Source organism: Aeromonas sp. S9(2024) (genome assembly GCF_041403185.1).
GTDB classification, from domain to species: Bacteria; Pseudomonadota; Gammaproteobacteria; order Enterobacterales; family Aeromonadaceae; genus Aeromonas; species Aeromonas enteropelogenes.
In genome coordinates this window covers 25,353-42,233 of the sequence record NZ_JBGLRE010000012.1, presented here as the reverse complement: position 1 = coordinate 42,233, position 16,881 = coordinate 25,353, and the positions used below count along the sequence as shown (strand labels likewise).

Sequence of the window (16,881 nt, the reverse complement as noted above, 5' to 3'; positions counted from 1 at the left end):
CGGAGGCGTTTTTATTTTCTTTCCCTCCCCATTCCTGCTCAAAAAAAGCGCTTTCCTCTTTTACCACCTTGATTTATACATACGTATAAGAATCATGCAAAATCTGTATACCATGGAGAGGGCACCATGCACCCGACCCGCCAGAAACTGCTCGACACCGGCCTTGAGATTGCCACCGACAAGGGGCTGCGCGGCCTCACGGTGCGCGAGCTGGCGGCCGCCGCTGGGGTGAACCTCGGCTCCTTTGTCTACCACTTCGGCAACCGCGACGCCTTTATCGACGAGCTGGTGGAGCTCTGGTACGCCCCCCTCTACGACGAACTCAAGGCTGTGGCCGCCCGCGGCGCCTACCCCGATGCCCTCACCCAGTTCGAGGCCACCATGCAGGCGCTGATCGCCCTGGTTGGGCGCCAGCGTGGCTTCATCAACCACCTGTTCGGCGATGCCCTAGCAGGGGAAGGCGCCGCCCAGCGCTTCCTGCTCAGCCTGCCGCGCCGCCACCCCCTGCTGCTGCTCGAGCAAGTGCAGCGGGCTCAGGCCGAAGGTTCGCTGGTGGCGGGCAACCCGGTGCAGCTGATGATCTTCATCATGGGGGCGGTCGGCCTGCCCCTGGTGATCGCCGGTGGCGGGCGCCAACTCGGCTGGCTGCCCGAGCAGGCTGCCCCCTTCCTCGCCCAAATCGACAACCCCGAGGCCGCCCAGCAGCGGCTGGTCTGGGCCCTGCGCGGCCTGCGCCGTCCCCAAGGAGAACCCCTATGAAGCAACGCATCGCGCTTGTGGCCCTCGTACTGGCCCTGATCGGTGGTTATCTCTGGTGGCAGGGACGCCCCGCCGACGGCTCCGTCCTCTACGGCAACGTCGACATCCGCGACGTGAACCTAGCGTTTCGGGTCGGCGGCCGGGTCAGCGAGGTGCTGGTGGACGAGGGGGACGCGGTGCAGGCCGGCCAGTTGCTGGCTCGCCTCGACCCGGCGCCGCTGATCCATAACCGCGACAGCGCACGGGCCAATCTGGCCGCGCTCACCGCCGCCAACGCCTTGATGCACAAAGGGTATCGCAGCGAGGAGACGGACCGCGCCCGGGCGTCCCTCAGCGCCGCCGAGGCCGCAGCCCTGGAGGCCGACAAGCAGTGGCGCCGCCAGAGCGCCCTGGCCGCCACCGGCGCCATCTCTCGCGGCCAGCTCGACACCGCCCGCTCCCAGCGGGATCAGACCCGGGCCCAGGTACGCGCCGCCCGCGAGCAGCTGGCCCAGCTCGAGACCGGCTACCGCCCCGAGGAGATCGCCCAGTCCGATGCCCAGCTGCAAGGGGCCAAGGCAACGCTTGCCAGCGCCGAGCTGGCCCTGGCGGATGCAGCCCTGACCGCCCCGAGCGATGGCATCATCCTCACCCGCGCCGTCGAGACGGGCAGCATGGTGCAGGCCGGCGCCACCGCCTTCAACATGTCACTCACCACCCCGGTCTGGGTACGCGCCTACGTCGAGGAGCCCTGGCTCGGCCACTTCCCGAGCGGTGCCAGGGTGCAGCTCACCACCGACTCGCGACCGGACCAGCCCTATCAGGGGGTGGTGGGTTTCGTGTCGCCCAGCGCCGAGTTCACGCCCAAATCGGTAGAGACGCCGGACCTGCGTACCCACCTGGTCTATCGGCTGCGCATCGTGGTACAGGATCCGGACCCGGCCCTGCGCCAGGGGATGCCGGTCACCGTCAGGCTGGCCCCATGAGCGCCGCCATCCGGCTCGACGGGCTGACCAAGCGCTTTGGCGAGCGCGTGGCGCTGGATGCTATCTCGGCCACCATACCGAGCGGCGGCATCACGGGGCTGGTGGGGCCGGACGGGGCGGGCAAGAGCACCCTGCTGCGCCTGCTCGCCGGCCTGCTGGTGCCGGAGGCCGGGCAGAGCCGGGTGCTCGGGCTCGATCCGGTGCAGGAAGGCGATGCCTTGCGCCAGCGCCTCGGCTACATGCCCCAGCAGTTCGGCCTGTATGAAGATCTCAGCGTGCTGGAGAACCTCACCCTCTACGCCGACTTGCGCGGCGTGGTGGAGCCCGAGCGCAGCCCGACGTTTGCCCGGCTGCTCGCCTTCACCGATCTCGCCCGCTTCACCGCCCGCCCGGCGGGCAAGCTGTCGGGGGGGATGAAGCAGAAACTCGGGCTCGCCTGCGCCCTGCTCGGCCAGCCCGAGGTGCTGCTGCTCGACGAACCCGGGGTCGGGGTCGACCCCATCAGCCGCCGCGCCCTGTGGAAGATGGTGCGCGAACTCGCCCAGGGGGGCATGACGGTGCTCTGGAGCACCGCGTATCTGGATGAGGCGGAGCTGTGCGATCACGTGCTGCTGATGGCGGACGGCGCGGTACGCACCAGCGGTACCCCGGCGGATCTGATGGGGGCCATGGCGAGCCGCTGCTGGCTGCTGGAGGCGGGCAACCTGGACGGGCGGGCCCGGCGCGCCCTGCTGCGCCGGGCCCTGGCCCACCCGGCCGTGATGGACGGCGCCGTGGCCGGGGAGCGGGTGCGCCTCTTGCTGCGCCCCGATGCAGCGCCGCCTCCCCTCGGCGAGCTGGGGCTGAGCGAGGGGGCCTTCGCACCGACCCCGGCCCGGCTGGAGGATGCCTTCATCGATCTGCTCGGCGGCGGGCCGGGGGGGGAGTCGAGCCTGGCCGCCACCATGACCGAGGCCGAGCTGCCGGAGGGGGTCTCCCCCGAGGCGGTGATCGAGGCGCGCCGCCTCACCAAGCGCTTCGGGGACTTTGCCGCCACCGACGACGTCACCTTTGCGGTGCGCCGGGGCGAGATCTTCGGCCTGCTCGGCCCCAACGGGGCGGGCAAGTCCACCACCTTCAAGATGGAGTGCGGCCTGCTGCGCCCAAGTGACGGCCAGGCCCTTGTGACTGGCATCGATCTCGCCCACAGCCCGTCGGCGGCGCGCCAGCGCCTCGGCTACATGGCTCAGAAGTTCTCCCTCTACAAGCAGCTCACCGTGGCCCAGAACCTGTCGTTCTTCGCCGGCATCTACGGCCTGTTTGGCCGCACCCAGCAGGCGCGCATCGACGCCATGGTGGAGGCCTTCGCTCTCGGCCCCTGGCTGAACCAGCAGGCCGAGGCCCTGCCGCTTGGGCTGCGCCAGCGTTTATCGCTCGCCTGCGCCCTGCTGCACGCGCCGCCACTGCTGTTTCTCGACGAACCCACCTCGGGTGTCGACCCGGTCACCCGGCGCGAGTTCTGGTCTCACATCAACGCCCTGGCCGATCACGGGGTGACCGTGCTGGTCACCACCCACTTCATGGACGAGGCGGAGTATTGCGACCGTATCGCCCTCATCTACCGCGGCAAGCTGCTGGCCCTCGGCACCCCGGACGAGCTCAAGGGGCAGGCGGCGCAGGCCATGCCCGTCAATTCGTCACAAACCATGGCCTTACCCACCACCTCTTTGCCCACCATGGAAGAGGCCTTTATCACCCTGGTCGAGCGGGCCAGCGAGGAGGACGCATGAGCATCAGCCGCCGCCGTCTGCTGGCCCTGTGCCGCAAGGAGTCGCTGCAGATCGTGCGCGACCCGAGCAGCATACTGGTCGCCTTCATCATGCCGGTGATGCTGCTGGTGGTGATGGGGTACGCCATCAACCTGGACGTGGACCACCTGCGCCTCGGGGTGTGGCGCGCCGACGGCGGGGCGCCGGCGATCCGCTTCGAGCAGGCCCTGCGCGGCTCGACCGCGCTGGAGGTGCACGGGGGCGCGAGCAAGGAGGCGCTGCTGGGGAGCCTGGAGCGCGGCGAGATCCGGGGGCTCCTGGTGATCGACGAGGGCTTCTCCCGCGCCCTGGCGGGCCAGGGGGGCAGCGCGCCGCGCATCGCCCTGCTCACCGACGGCTCCGAGCCCAATACGGCTAACTTCGTCACCAACTATGTGCAGGGGATCTGGCAGGGCTGGCTTCTCACTGAGGGCAAGCCCCAGAGCCAGCCGGTGGAGCTGCGCACCCGCGCCTGGTTCAACCCGGCGCTGGTGAGCCGCAACTTCCTGGTGCCGGGCTCCATTGCCGTCGTGATGACCATCATCGGCGCTCTGCTCACCTCCCTGGTGGTGGCCCGGGAGTGGGAACGCGGCACCATGGAGGCCCTGCTCGCCACCCCGGTGACCAAGGCCGAGCTGCTGCTCTCCAAGCTCATCCCCTACTACGGGCTTGGCATCGCCGCCATGTTCATCTGCCTGCTCTTCTCGGTGGCTGTGATGGGGGTGCCCTGGCGCGGCTCCCTGGCCGTCCTGTTCCTGGTCACCAGCCTGTTTCTTGGCAGCGCCCTGGGGCTTGGGCTGTTTCTCTCCACCGTGATGCGCAGCCAGTTCAACGCCGCCCAGGCGGCCCTGACGGCGGCCTTCCTGCCGGCCATGATGCTCTCGGGCTTCGTGTTCGAGATCGCCAGCATGCCGCCGTTGCTGCGGGCCATCACCCACCTCATTCCGGCCCGCTACTTCGCGAGCTCCCTGCAGACCCTCTATCAGGCGGGCAACGTGATCTCGATCCTGCTGGTCAACGCCCTCTGTCTGTTGCTGCTGGCCGCGTTCTGGCTGGCCCTCACCGCCCGCAAGACGCGGCGAACCCTGGAGTAAGCATGCTGACTCGACTCTGGTGGCTGGTGCGAAAAGAGCTCTCCATCCTGCTGGGCAACACCCAGGGGCGCTTCCTGCTGATCATGCCGGTGCTGCTGCAGACCGCCCTCTTCCCGTTCGCCGCCACCCTGGAGGTGACCGGCAACACCCTGGCCGTCTACAACCAGGACGGCGGCGCCGAGAGCCGCGAGCTGCTGGAGCGCCTCACTCATATGCCCGCCTTCACCACAGTGCTGCCGGTAGCGGGCGATGCCGGCGTGACGGCGGCGATCACCGAGCAGCAGGCCCTGCTGGCGCTGGTCATCCCCCCCGACTTCTCGCGCCGGCTGGCACGTGGGCAGAGCGCGCCGCTGCAGCTCATCGTCGACGGGCGTCGCTCCAACGGTGGCCAGGTGGCGGCAGGCTACATCAGCCAGGTGATCGCCCGCTGGCAGAGCGAGGGACGCGGCGCCCCCGAGCTGCTGGTGCGCCACCTCTACAACCCCAACATCGAATTTCGCTGGCACGTGCTCCCCTCTCTGGTGGCCATCATCACCACCATCGGCTGCCTCATCGTCACCGCCCTGTCGGTGGCGCGCGAACGGGAAGAGGGCACCTTCGACCAGCTGCTGGTCTCCCCCCTCACCCCGGGCTGGATCATGGCGGGCAAGGCGGTGCCCGGCATCCTGGTGGCGGTGGGGCAGGGCACCATAGTCGCGCTGGCGGCCCGCTTCGTCTACGCGGTGCCGTTTTCCGGCAGCCTGACCCTGCTGCTGGCCGGCATGATCTGCTACGGCCTAGCGCTGGCCGGCATCGGGCTCTTCATCTCGTCCCTGTGCTCGACCCAGCAGCAGGCGTTTCTCGGGGTCTTCTGCTTCATGGTGCCCGCGGTGATCCTCTCGGGCTATGTCTCGCCGGTGGAGAACATGCCGCAAGTGTTCCAGTGGCTCGCCGCCATCGATCCCCTGACCCACTTCATCGTGCTGCTCAAGGGGGTCTTCCTCAAGGGGCTCGGCTGGTCGGCGGCCTGGCCGCTCCTGTGGCCGCTCATCGCCATCGGCGGCGTCAGCCTCTCCTTGGCACTCGCCCTGTTTCGCCGCCATATCGCGTGAGCAGGTCCCACAATCCCGTATTCAGGGGCTTGACGCAAAGCGCCGCCCCTGCCCGTCGAACACAAAATTTTTTATCTTTTTCGTCAGATAGATATCCCCAATACACCCCTTCCAGGCCGTGCCGAACCATGTTCTGAATGCTCCATCCATATACCTATTTATGTATATGATTGAATTTCCTCCAATTACCCCTGACGAGATATATAAATGGACACTTGATTTGCATCAATTGTCCGCTCCCTCCGACTGGGTAGCCTAGCCTCAGAATGTCGTTTTATTACTCCAAACTAGAGGCAATTATGAGCAAAGTCAGACTGGTCGTTGTCGGCAACGGCATGGTGGGGCACCGCTTCATCGAAGAGCTGATCGAACGGGCCGACCCGGGCCGCTACGAGATCACCGTCTTCGGTGCAGAACCCCGTCCCGCCTACGATCGCGTCCATCTCTCCTCCTACTTCTCCCACCACACCAGCGAAGATCTCTCCCTCGTCAAACCCGGTTTCTACGACAAGCACGGCATCCGGTTGCTGCTCGGCGAGGCGGTGAAAAAAATCGACAAAGCGGCCCGCGAGGTGCACTCCAACAAGGGCACTGTGGTCGGTTACGACAAGCTGGTGCTGGCCACCGGCTCCTACCCCTGGGTGCCGCCCATCCAGGGCAGTCAGCACCACGAGTGCTTCGTCTATCGCACCATCGAGGATCTGAAGGCCATCCGCAGCGCCGCCAAGAGCGGCAAGAGCGGGGTGGTGATCGGGGGCGGCCTGCTTGGCCTCGAAGCGGCCGGTGCCCTCAAGGCATTGGGTCTCGAGACCCATGTGGTGGAGTTTGCCCCTGTGCTGATGGCCGAGCAGCTCGACGGTCAGGGCGGCCAGCTGCTGCGCCGCAAGATTGAATCCATGGGCGTGCAGGTGCACACCAGCAAGAGCACCAGCGAGATCCTGATGCATGGCGGTGAGCAGGCTAAACACCGCCTCGCCTTTGCCGACGGCAGCCAGCTGGAAGTGGACGTGGTGGTCTTCTCTACCGGCATCCGCCCGCAGGATACCCTCGGTCGCTACGGCGATCTGGCCATCGCCGAGCGCGGCGGTATCGTCATCGACGATCACTGCCTCACCTCCGACCCCGACATCTATGCAATCGGCGAGTGCGCCGCCTGGCAGGGTCGCTTCTTCGGGCTGGTGGCGCCGGGCTACAAGATGGCCCAGATCACCGTCGACCATCTGCTTGGCGGCGACAGTCGCTTCGAAGGGGCGGACATGAGCGCCAAGCTCAAGCTGCTCGGCGTCTCCGTCGGCTCCATCGGCGATGCCCATGGCCGCACTCCGGGCAGCCACAGCTATGTGTTCCAGGACGATCAAGCCGGCGTCTACAAGAAGATAGTGGTGAGCGAGGACAACAGCCGATTGCTCGGCGCCGTGCTGGTGGGTGACGTGGAGGATTACGGCAACCTGCTGCAGATGATGCTGGGCGCCCTGCCGCTGCCGAGCCACCCGGACACCCTGATCCTGCCCGCTTACGCCGGTGCCAAGCCGACCCTGGGGGTGGATGCCCTGCCCGAAAGCGCCCAGATCTGCTCCTGCTTCGATGTCTCCAAAGGCGACATCGCCAAGGCGGTGGCCGAGGGTCACACCACCCTGGCCGCCATCAAGCAGCACACCAAGGCCGGTACCGGCTGTGGCGGCTGCGTGCCGCTCATCAGCCAGGTGCTCAACGCCGAGCTGGTGAAGCAGGGCATCGAGGTCAACAACCACCTCTGCGCCCACTTCCCCCACTCCCGTCAGGAGCTGTTCCATCTGGTCAAGGTGGAGGGGATCAAGAGCTTCGACGAGCTGCTGGCCAAGCATGGTCAGGGTCATGGCTGCGAGGTGTGCAAACCGACCGTCGGCTCCATCCTCGCCTCCTGCTGGAACGAGTACGTGCTGAGCCCGCTCAACACCCAACTGCAGGACACCAACGACATCTTCCTCGGCAACATGCAAAAGGACGGGACCTACTCCGTCATCCCGCGCATGGCCGGTGGCGAGGTGACCCCGGAAAGGCTGTTGGTGGTGGCCGAAGTGGCCCGCGACTACAAGCTCTACACCAAGATCACCGGCGCCCAGCGCATCGGCCTGTTCGGGGCTCAGAAGGATGATCTGCCCGCCATCTGGCGCAAGCTGCTGGCGGCGGGCTTCGAGACCGGTCAGGCCTATGCCAAGGCGCTGCGCATGGCCAAGACCTGCGTCGGCAGCACCTGGTGCCGCTTCGGCGTGCAGGACAGCGTCGGCCTCGGGGTCTTCCTCGAGAACCGCTACAAGGGCATTCGCACCCCCCACAAGATGAAGTTCGGTGTCTCCGGCTGTACCCGCGAATGTGCGGAAGCCCAGGGCAAGGATGTCGGCATCATCGCCACCGACGCGGGCTGGAACCTCTATGTGGGCGGCAACGGCGGCATGAAGCCGCGCCACGCCGATCTGCTTGCTTCTGACCTCGACCGCGAGACCCTGATCAAGCTGATCGACCGCTTTATGATGTTTTACGTCACCAGCGCCGACAAACTGCAGCGCACCTCGGTCTGGCTCGGCAACCTGGAAGGGGGCGTCGACTACCTGCGCGAGGTGATCGTCGACGACAAGCTGGGGCTGGCCGACACCCTGGAGCGCGATATCCAGCGCCTTATCGACAGCTACGAGTGCGAATGGTCGCGCACCCTCAACGAAGAGCAGGCGTTGCAGCGCTTCAGCCACTTCATCAACAGCGACAAGCGCGACCCGGACGTCCAGTTCGTCAGCGAGCGTGACCAGCATCGACCGGCCACCCCGGCCGAGCGCATCCCCGTCTACCAGATCGAGGTGGAGACAAAATGATGAAATTAGCCTGCCAACTCAATGACATACTCCCTGGCACCGGTGTATGTGCCCTGCTGGAAGGTCGCCAGCACCTGTCTGTTCCGCTCGATGTGGAGGTTCAATCATGAAACTTGCCTGCCAACTCAACGACATACTCCCTGGAACCGGCGTCTGCGCCCTGCTGGAAGGTCGCCAGATCGCCCTGTTCCGTCCGAGCGCAGCGGCCGAGGTGTTCGCCATCGACAACCGGGATCCCTTCTTCGCCGCCAACGTGCTGTCACGAGGCCTTATCTGTGAACACGACGGCGAGCTCTGGGTGGCCAGTCCGCTCAAAAAGCAGCGTTTTCGCCTGAGCGATGGCCACTGTTTCGACAACCCGGCCATGTCGGTACAGAGCTATCCCGTCGAAGTGCGCGACCAGCAGGTCTGGGTCGCCGTCTAAACCCGATTTCACTCTCTTTCGGGCTGCCTGAGGGCAGCCCTTTCAAGGACTCAAAAGATGTACACGGAAACGATCAACAAGTGCGCCGCCAACGCGGCCCGCATCAACCGCTTCGAGCGCAGCGACAAGCTCGGCTTCTGGCTCAGCTCCGCCATGGCGGGGGCCTATGTGGGCCTGGGCATCATCCTCATCTTCACCCTCGGCAACCTGGTGGAGCCCACCGTGCGACCGCTGGTGATGGGGGCCACCTTCGGCATCGCCCTGACCCTGGTGATCATCGCCGGCTCCGAGCTCTACACCGGTCACACCATGTTCCTCACCTTCGGGGTGAAGACGGGCAAGATCACCATGGGTGACCTGCTGCGCATCCTGCCGCAGACCTGGGCGGGCAACCTTCTCGGCTCCATCGCGGTGGCGCTGATCTACTCCTACGGCGGCAGCCTGCTGCCGGATGCGGGCAGCCTGGCCCACAAGGTGGCGCTGGCCAAGACCCAGGCACCGGCCCTGACCCTGTTCATGAAAGGGATCCTCTGCAACTGGCTGGTCTGCCTCGCCATCTGGATGGCTCTGCGCACCGAAGGGGCCGCCCGCTTCATCGCCATCTGGTGGTGCCTGCTGGCCTTCATCGCCTCCGGCTACGAGCACTCGGTTGCCAACATGACCCTGTTCGCCCTCTCCTGGTTCGGCGCCCACTCCGAGGCCTACACCCTGGGCGGCATCGGCCATAACCTGCTGTGGGTGACCCTGGGCAACACAGTCTCCGGCGCCCTCTTCATGGGTCTGGGCTACTGGTATGCCACCCCCAAGGCTGAACGCCCGGTCGCGGTGAGCGACGCCGCCAGCACCGCCAGCCAGACCCGAACCGCCTGATCAGGAGGCCCCATGGACTACTTGCCCATCTTCTGCCGACTCGACAACAAACCTGTGCTGCTGGTCGGCGGCGGCGAGGTAGCGGAGCGCAAGGCGCGCCTGCTGCTGGATGCCGGTGCCCACCTCACGGTCGTGGCCCCCGAGCTCGACCCCGAGCTGGCTGAACTGGCTGCCAACGGCAGCATCGAGTGGCTGGCCGCCGAGTTTACGCCGGCGCAACTGACGGGCAAGTGGCTGGTAGTGGCCGCCACCGATCGGCGCGAGGTGAACGCCCTGGTCTACCAGAGCGCGAATCAGGCGCGGATCTTTGCCAACGTGGTGGATGATCCCAAGCGCTCCAGCTTCATCATGCCGTCCATCATCGACCGCTCGCCGCTGATGGTGGCCATCTCCTCCGGCGGCAAGGCGCCGGTGCTGGCCCGGCTGCTTCGGGAGAAACTCGAAGCCTTGCTGCCCCAGCATCTGGGGGCCGTGGCGGCCTTTGCCGGCAGCCTGCGGGATCGGGTCAAGGCGCGCTTCGCCACCATGGGGGAGCGGCGCCGCTTCTGGGAGCGGCTGCTGGGGACAGATCGGCTCGGTCAGGCGCTGGCTCGCGGCGATCACGCCTCTGCCCACCAGCTGGCCGATACCCTGTTTGCCAAGGAGAACAAGGCTCACGGCGAGGTGGTGCTGGTCGGTGCCGGCCCCGGGGATCCGGGTCTGCTCACCCTGCACGCCCTGCGCCAGATGCAGCAGGCGGACGTGGTGGTCTATGACCGCCTGGTCTCCGACGAGGTGATGGCGCTGGTGCGCCGGGATGCCAGGCGCATCTTCGTCGGCAAGCAGGCGGGCAACCACTGCGTGCCCCAGGAGGGGATCAACCAGCTTTTGCTGGAGGAGGCGAAGAAGGGGCAGCGGGTGGTGCGGCTGAAGGGGGGCGACCCCTTCATCTTCGGCCGTGGCGGCGAGGAGCTGGAGACGCTTGTTGGTACTGGCATTGGCTTTCAGGTGGTACCGGGGATCACGGCGGCCAGCGGCTGCGCCGCCTATGCCGGCATTCCCCTCACCCACCGCGACCATGCCCAGAGCGTCCGCTTCGTCACCGCCCACGGCAAGGGCGGGGCACAGGATCTCGACTGGCCGTTGCTGGCAAAAGACAGGCAGACCCTGGTGTTCTACATGGGGCTTTCATCCTGTGCCACCATCCGCGAGCAGCTGCTGGCCCACGGCAAGGGAGGCGATACCCCGGTGGCGCTGATCGAGCGCGGCACCCAGCCGAGCCAGCGGGTCATTCGCGGCACCCTGGAGCAGCTCCCCGAGCTGGCAGTGGGCGTCGAGAGCCCTGCCCTGATCATGGTGGGCTCGGTGGTGACCCTGGCCGAGCAACTTGCCTGGTTTGGACAAGGCCAACAAGCACTCTCCCGCCAGGCTCTCGCCTGAGCGGTCTTGACATGTGAGTCATGAGGCCACCGCAAGGTGGCCTCATTTTTATCCAGCCATCACTAAATCCCGGTCATAACCTGTTGTTTTAAGTCTGGTATCCTATGGGCATTCGGCCTATCGGCCACCAGCTCAGGAATTTTTTCATGTCTCTGCCCCTCAAAAACAGCGCCAAGCAGCGCGCGGAAGACAGATCCCGCATTCTCACCCTGCTGCTGGGCGACGATGCCCTCACCGACAGTCTGATCGACCCCCAGCTTGAACAGGATGCGGGTCAGCGCGACCAGACCAGCCAGCTGAGCGGGCTGGTCAACGGCCTGCCCGCCGCCGACATCGCCGATGCCCTCGAATCCCTGCCTCCCGATGAACGCCACGCCCTCTGGCATCTGGTGAGCGAAGACAAACGCGGCCAAGTGCTGGTCGAGGCATCGGAGACGGTGTGGGAGAGCCTCATCAGCGGCATGAGCGACCGCGAGCTGCTGCATGCCCTGCGCTCCCTCGACATCGACGATCAGATCTATCTGGGCCAGTACCTGCCGCGCAACCTGATGGGACGGCTGCTCACCTCCATGGCGCCCGTCGATCGGGATCGGGTGCGCGAGGTGATCCGCTACGGCAAGCACACGGTCGGTGCCATGATGGACTTCGAGCTCATCACGGTGCGCCCCGACGTGAGCCTCGCTACGGTGCAGCGCTTCTTGCGGCTGCGGGGCAAGATCCCCGCCAACACCGACAAGCTGTTTGTCATCGATCGGCGAAACCACCTGCTCGGCGAACTGGCCCTCACCACTGTGCTGCTGCACAAACCCGCCACCCTGGTGAGCGAGGTGATGGAGCAGGATCCCATCACCTTTGATCCCGAAGACAACGACGAGGCGGCGGCCCGTACTTTCGAGCGGGATGACCTGCTTTCTGCCGCCGTGGTGGATGCCAAGGGCAAGCTGATGGGCCGCCTCACTGTCGAGGAGATTGTGGATGTGGTCTATGAGGAGAGCGACACCGATCTGCGCCGCATGGGGGGGATCAGCGAGGAGGAGGATGTGTTCGCACCGGTCGCCAAGGCGGTGAAGACCCGCTGGGCCTGGCTCGCCCTCAACCTCTGCACCGCCTTCGTGGCGTCGCGGGTGATCGGCCTGTTCGAGCACACCATCTCGCAACTGGTGGCGCTGGCGGCCCTGATGCCCATCGTCGCCGGGATCGGTGGCAACACAGGCAACCAGACCATCACCATGATAGTGCGGGCGCTGGCGCTGCAGCACATTCAGGCGGGCAACCTCTCCTTCCTGCTGTTGCGGGAGCTGGGGGTGGCCTCCATCAACGGTCTGGTGTGGGGCGGCATCATGGGGGTCGTCACCTTTCTGCTCTATCAGGATGCGGCGCTGGGCGCCGTGATGACCCTCGCCATGGTGCTGAACCTGCTGGTGGCGGCGCTGATGGGAGTCATCATCCCCATGACCATGAGCCGGCTGGGACGCGATCCGGCGGTGGGGGCCAGCGTGATGATCACCGCCATCACCGACACCGGCGGCTTCTTCATCTTTCTGGGGCTGGCCACCCTGTTCCTGCTGTAAACAAGAAGGGAGCCGGCGGCTCCCTTCTTTGTCATGCTCATCCTGAATACTCGATCTGCTACGACAAGCTCTGCTCAGGGTCTGGCGTTGCGCCCCTGCTGCCACCCCTTGCCGAGGGCACGACCGATGGGCACCACCGGGGCCAGCCGGACGCTGTCGACAGCCCGGGCACCATGACCCCGCTTGAACAACAGCACCAGGCGCACCACTTTCTCCTTCGGACAGCCGAGCCAGAGCGCCCAGTGCGGCCCCTTGTGATGAAGCCAGAGTCCGTAAAACCAGGTCATCCGGTTTCCCTTGATAAAACGGGTGATGGAGGATTCAGGTGCCGGTACGCAGCGCTTCGAATCCCATGGCGTGTTCGATGCCATATGCCACTCCTCCTTGACTGACAGGTCACTCAGGTACGTCGACTCATCCCCTGGCAACGTCCTGCCTTGCTTCGAGTGAGATCAGGATGACCCTGGCCTATGTGCCGGCCGGCCCTGCAACACTCCCCTTCTATCCCGTGAAGGTCTGTTTGCGGTTGTCATTGTGCGGCGCTCGCCCCGTGGGGCGGAGCAGCCAGACCCTGGCGGCCTGACCCTGATCTGAGCATATATCCGAAACGGGCGGTTTGCGGGCTGGCGCGGGAGACAAAAAGGGCGAGGTTCAGGATCTGCTTGAATTGGCAGGAAAGAGGCGCAGAAACGACACGGCCTCCCGAAGGAGGCCGTGTGGCGAGAGAGGAGATTACATCCAGTCGGCGTTGCGGATCACCCCGACCGCCAGCCCCTCGATGGTGAGATGCTGGCTGGCAAGATCCACTTCGATGGGGGAGAGCTCTTCGTTCTCCGGCAGCAGCCATACCTGGCTGCCCTTGCGCTGGAAGCGTTTGACGGTGACATCCTCGTCAAGCCGCGCCACCACCACCTGGCCGTTGCGTACCTCCTGGGTCTTGTGCACCGCCAGCAGGTCGCCATCCAGGATGCCGATGTTCTTCATGCTCATCCCCTGCACCCGCAGCAGGAAGTCGGCGCGCGGGTGGAACAGGGCGGGATCGACCTGATAATGGCTCTCGATATGCTCCTGGGCCAGGATGGGTTCACCGGCAGCCACCTTGCCGATCAGCGGCAGGCCGCTCTCTTCCAGCGCCTCTTCCTCTTCGAGCAGCAGACGGATGCCGCGGGACGTGCCCGGCATGATCTCGATGACCCCTTTTTTGGCCAGGGCCTTCAGATGTTCCTCGGCCGCATTGGCCGACTTGAAACCAAGCTTCTGGGCAATCTCGGCACGAGTCGGCGGCATGCCGGTCTCGTTCATGTTCACCTTGATCAGCTCCAGCACTTCGGCCTGGCGGGGGGTAAGGGGTTTCATAGAATTGGCACCTGTCTTTTTATACAGCACACTGGCAGTATATACAGTGCAGTGGCCAAGGCAAGGCGCAGCTGACATTTGTCGCAACCAACCGGCAATTTCACCCTGTTTTGATCCCGCACGACTGAACTCATCGTACCTCTCGGCGACAAGGGGCCGGTGATTTGCTATGCTCACGCCGCATTTTTTTGGAGAGCAGACGCACATGTCCCCAGGACAGAAGATTTCCAGAGCCATCTTGCAATGGCCGGTCAGCGGCTTGGTCAATCACAAAAGCCTGCCGGAAAATCCCATCACAGAACTCAAGCTGGATCCGGCCAGACCCATCGTCTATGCCCTGAAAACCAGCTCGATCACCGACCTGATGACCCTGCAGCAGTGCTGCGAGGATCTCGGTCTGCCCGGCCCCTTCACGCCGCTGGAACTGAACGGCCAGCTGCTGCCGCGCTATGTCTGTCTGGATCGTCCGCCTCCCCTCTTCGGCAAGCGCAGCAAGCCGCTCCCCTTCCTGCAGGAGTTCCACCAGCTGCTGGATCTGCACAAACAGGATCCGGCGCTGGATATCCAGGTAGTGCCCGTCACCCTGTTCTGGGGCCGTGCCCCGGGCCGGGAGGGAGAAGAGGCCTCCGGGCTCAACATCATCAGCAGTCTGGCGCCGAACCGGCTCAAGAAGGCACTCATCGTGATCCTCAAGGGTCGCGAAAACCTGGTGCGCTTCTCCCCGCCCCTCTCCCTGCGCTACATGGCGGACAAACACGGTACCGACGAGGCCATCGCCCACAAGCTGGCGCGGGTCGCCCGTACCCACTTCAGCCGCCAGCAGCTGGCGGCCACCGGACCAAAACTGCCGAACCGCAACCTGCTGTTCAAACAACTGCTGGATTCGAGCGTGATCCAGCAGGCCATCGCCGAAGAGGCAGAGCGGGAGAACATCAGCCTGGAGAAGGCGCAGAAACGCGCCCACGGCTACATGGACGAGATCGCCTCCGACTTCTCCTACCGACTGATCCGCCTCGGCGAGAGCTTCCTCGGCTGGCTGTGGAACAAGCTCTATCGCGGCCTGTCGGTCAACGGCGCCGAAAAGGTGCGCCAGCTGGCCCAGGAAGGGCACGAGATCGTCTATGTGCCCTGCCATCGCAGCCACATGGACTACCTGCTGCTCTCCTATGTCATCTATCACCAGGGGATGGTGCCGCCCCATATCGCGGCGGGCATCAACCTCAACTTCTGGCCGGCGGGCCCGATCTTCCGCCACGGCGGTGCCTTCTTCATCCGCCGCACCTTCAAGGGCAACCCGCTCTACAGCACGGTGTTTCGCGAGTACCTGAACCTGCTGTTCGCCAAGGGCTACTCGGTGGAGTTCTTCACCGAGGGGGGGCGTTCGCGCACCGGCCGCCTGCTGCCGCCCAAGACCGGCATGCTGGCGATGACCCTGCAGGCCATGATGCGTGGGCTCGACCGCCCGGTCACTCTGGTGCCCGTCTACCTCGGCTACGAGCATGTGATGGAGGTGAACACCTACCACAACGAGCTCAAGGGCAGCCGCAAGGAGAAGGAGAGCTTCCTGCAGGTACTCGGCATCCTGCGCAAGCTGCGCAACTACGGCCGCGGCTTCGTCAACTTCGGCGAGCCACTGACCCTCAACAGCTACCTGAGCGAGCATATTCCGGACTGGAAGGATCACATCGGGGAAGAGGAGCGCCCCGAATGGATGGCCGGCACGGTCAATACCCTGGCCGATCTGCTGATGACCCGCATCAACGGCGCCGCCGCCGTCAATGGCCTGACCCTGAGCGCCCTGGCGCTGCTGGCCGCCGAGCGCCACGCCCTGACCCGTGACGAGTTGCAGGCCCAGCTCAACACCTATCTGGACCTGCTCAAGGCGGTGCCCTACAGCGCCCAGAGCACCATCCCGGACGAGGATGCCGGCACCCTGCTGGATCAGGCACTGGAACTCAACAAGTTCGAGGTGAGCGAGGACAAGCTGGGCCAGATCATCAGCCTGGATCGCTACCAGGCGATCCTGCTGACCTACTACCGCAACAACATCCTCCACCTGTTTGCCATGCCCTCTCTGGTGGCGGCATTGATCGACCGCTGCGAGGGGATCAGTCGCGGCGAGATCATCGCCCGCTGCGTCGACATCTATCCACTGCTCAAGACCGAGCTGTTCCTGCGTTACGAAGAGGAGGAGCTGCCCGAGCTTATCGATGCCCTGCTGGCCGAGCTACAGCGCCAGCAGCTGATCGAGGCACGCGACGGTGGCTACTGGGTCAACCCGGGCAACCAGATGCGCCTGTTGCTGCTGGCCGAAAGCATCCAGGAGACCCTGCAGCGCTACGCCATCGTACTGACCCGGGTGCTGGCCCAGCCCTACATAGAGGCGGAGCAGCTGGAGGCAGACGGCCTGATGATGGCGGAACGCCTCGGCACCCTGCACGGCATCAACGCCCCTGAGTTCTTCGACCAGAAACTGTTCAGCACCCTGATCCACACCCTGCGCAAGGAGGGTTACCTCTCCGCCGAGAGCAAACCGGATCTGGGACGCTTCCAGGCACTGGCGGACAACATAGTGCCGCTGCTGAGCACCAAGATCCGCCGCACCATCCGGGCCGGCAATCAGCGCTGACCCGCACCGCAAATGAAGAAGGCCGCATGATGCGGCCTTCTTTTTGCTCGGCTTCTTTTTGTTCAGGGAA

Annotated in this window: 13 protein-coding genes; 11 read left to right on the top strand and 2 right to left on the bottom strand. The window is 65.2% G+C overall.

Annotation, left to right across the window (positions count from 1 at the left end):
- Nucleotides 1–126 precede the first annotated feature (126 nt).
- The 10 genes from ACB028_RS17290 to mgtE all read left to right on the top strand — a co-directional run bounded on the left by ACB028_RS17290 (nt 127) and on the right by mgtE (nt 12,826).
- A complete protein-coding gene (locus tag ACB028_RS17290) occupies nt 127–759 on the top strand; it encodes a TetR/AcrR family transcriptional regulator (protein ID WP_338611452.1) in 633 nt (210 codons plus the stop codon).
- Nucleotides 756–1,724 (top strand): secretion protein HlyD, encoded by a 969-nt coding sequence (gene hlyD / locus ACB028_RS17285; RefSeq protein ID WP_371144825.1) that lies wholly within the window; start codon nt 756–758, stop codon nt 1,722–1,724. The genes ACB028_RS17290 and hlyD overlap by 4 nt, the downstream gene beginning before the upstream one ends.
- The gene (locus tag ACB028_RS17280; protein WP_371144824.1) at nt 1,721–3,493 is read left to right on the top strand and encodes an ATP-binding cassette domain-containing protein; all 1,773 of its coding nucleotides are present in this window, start codon (nt 1,721–1,723) and stop codon (nt 3,491–3,493) included. The genes hlyD and ACB028_RS17280 overlap by 4 nt, the downstream gene beginning before the upstream one ends.
- On the top strand, nt 3,490–4,605 hold the full coding sequence (locus tag ACB028_RS17275; RefSeq protein ID WP_371144823.1) for an ABC transporter permease: 1,116 nt from the start codon (nt 3,490–3,492) through the stop codon (nt 4,603–4,605). The genes ACB028_RS17280 and ACB028_RS17275 overlap by 4 nt, the downstream gene beginning before the upstream one ends.
- Before the next feature lie 2 nt (nt 4,606–4,607).
- Entirely contained in the window at nt 4,608–5,696 is a 1,089-nt protein-coding gene (locus tag ACB028_RS17270) for an ABC transporter permease (protein WP_216993408.1), read from the top strand.
- 299 nt (nt 5,697–5,995) lie between these two features.
- Nucleotides 5,996–8,542, top strand: coding sequence for a nitrite reductase large subunit NirB (gene nirB / locus ACB028_RS17265; protein ID WP_371144822.1), 2,547 nt, complete (start codon nt 5,996–5,998; stop codon nt 8,540–8,542).
- Between the two features lie 106 nt (nt 8,543–8,648).
- Entirely contained in the window at nt 8,649–8,966 is a 318-nt protein-coding gene (gene nirD, locus ACB028_RS17260) for a nitrite reductase small subunit NirD (RefSeq protein WP_182934228.1), read from the top strand.
- Nucleotides 8,967–9,023: 57 nt separating this feature from the next.
- Nucleotides 9,024–9,836, top strand: a complete 813-nt coding sequence (gene nirC, locus ACB028_RS17255) for a nitrite transporter NirC (RefSeq protein WP_371144821.1) — start codon at nt 9,024–9,026, stop codon at nt 9,834–9,836.
- Nucleotides 9,837–9,848: 12 nt separating this feature from the next.
- On the top strand, nt 9,849–11,255 hold the full coding sequence (gene cysG / locus ACB028_RS17250) for a siroheme synthase CysG (RefSeq protein WP_371144820.1): 1,407 nt from the start codon (nt 9,849–9,851) through the stop codon (nt 11,253–11,255).
- 146 nt (nt 11,256–11,401) lie between these two features.
- Entirely contained in the window at nt 11,402–12,826 is a 1,425-nt protein-coding gene (gene mgtE, locus ACB028_RS17245; RefSeq protein ID WP_371144819.1) for a magnesium transporter, read from the top strand.
- Between the two features lie 74 nt (nt 12,827–12,900).
- Here the strand turns inward: mgtE and ACB028_RS17240 are convergent, their stop codons facing one another.
- Nucleotides 12,901–13,197, bottom strand: coding sequence for a hypothetical protein (locus ACB028_RS17240; protein ID WP_026456161.1), 297 nt, complete (start codon nt 13,195–13,197; stop codon nt 12,901–12,903).
- A 361-nt stretch (nt 13,198–13,558) separates the two neighbouring features.
- The gene (gene lexA, locus ACB028_RS17235) at nt 13,559–14,182 is read right to left on the bottom strand and encodes a transcriptional repressor LexA (RefSeq protein ID WP_042027239.1); all 624 of its coding nucleotides are present in this window, start codon (nt 14,180–14,182) and stop codon (nt 13,559–13,561) included.
- A gap of 205 nt (nt 14,183–14,387) precedes the next feature.
- Here lexA and plsB point away from each other — a divergent pair, with 205 nt between their 5' ends.
- Nucleotides 14,388–16,811 carry a glycerol-3-phosphate 1-O-acyltransferase PlsB gene (plsB, locus tag ACB028_RS17230; RefSeq protein WP_223379540.1) on the top strand — a complete coding sequence of 808 codons (2,424 nt, stop codon included), beginning with the start codon at nt 14,388–14,390 and terminating at the stop codon, nt 16,809–16,811.
- Nucleotides 16,812–16,881: the final 70 nt, after the last annotated feature.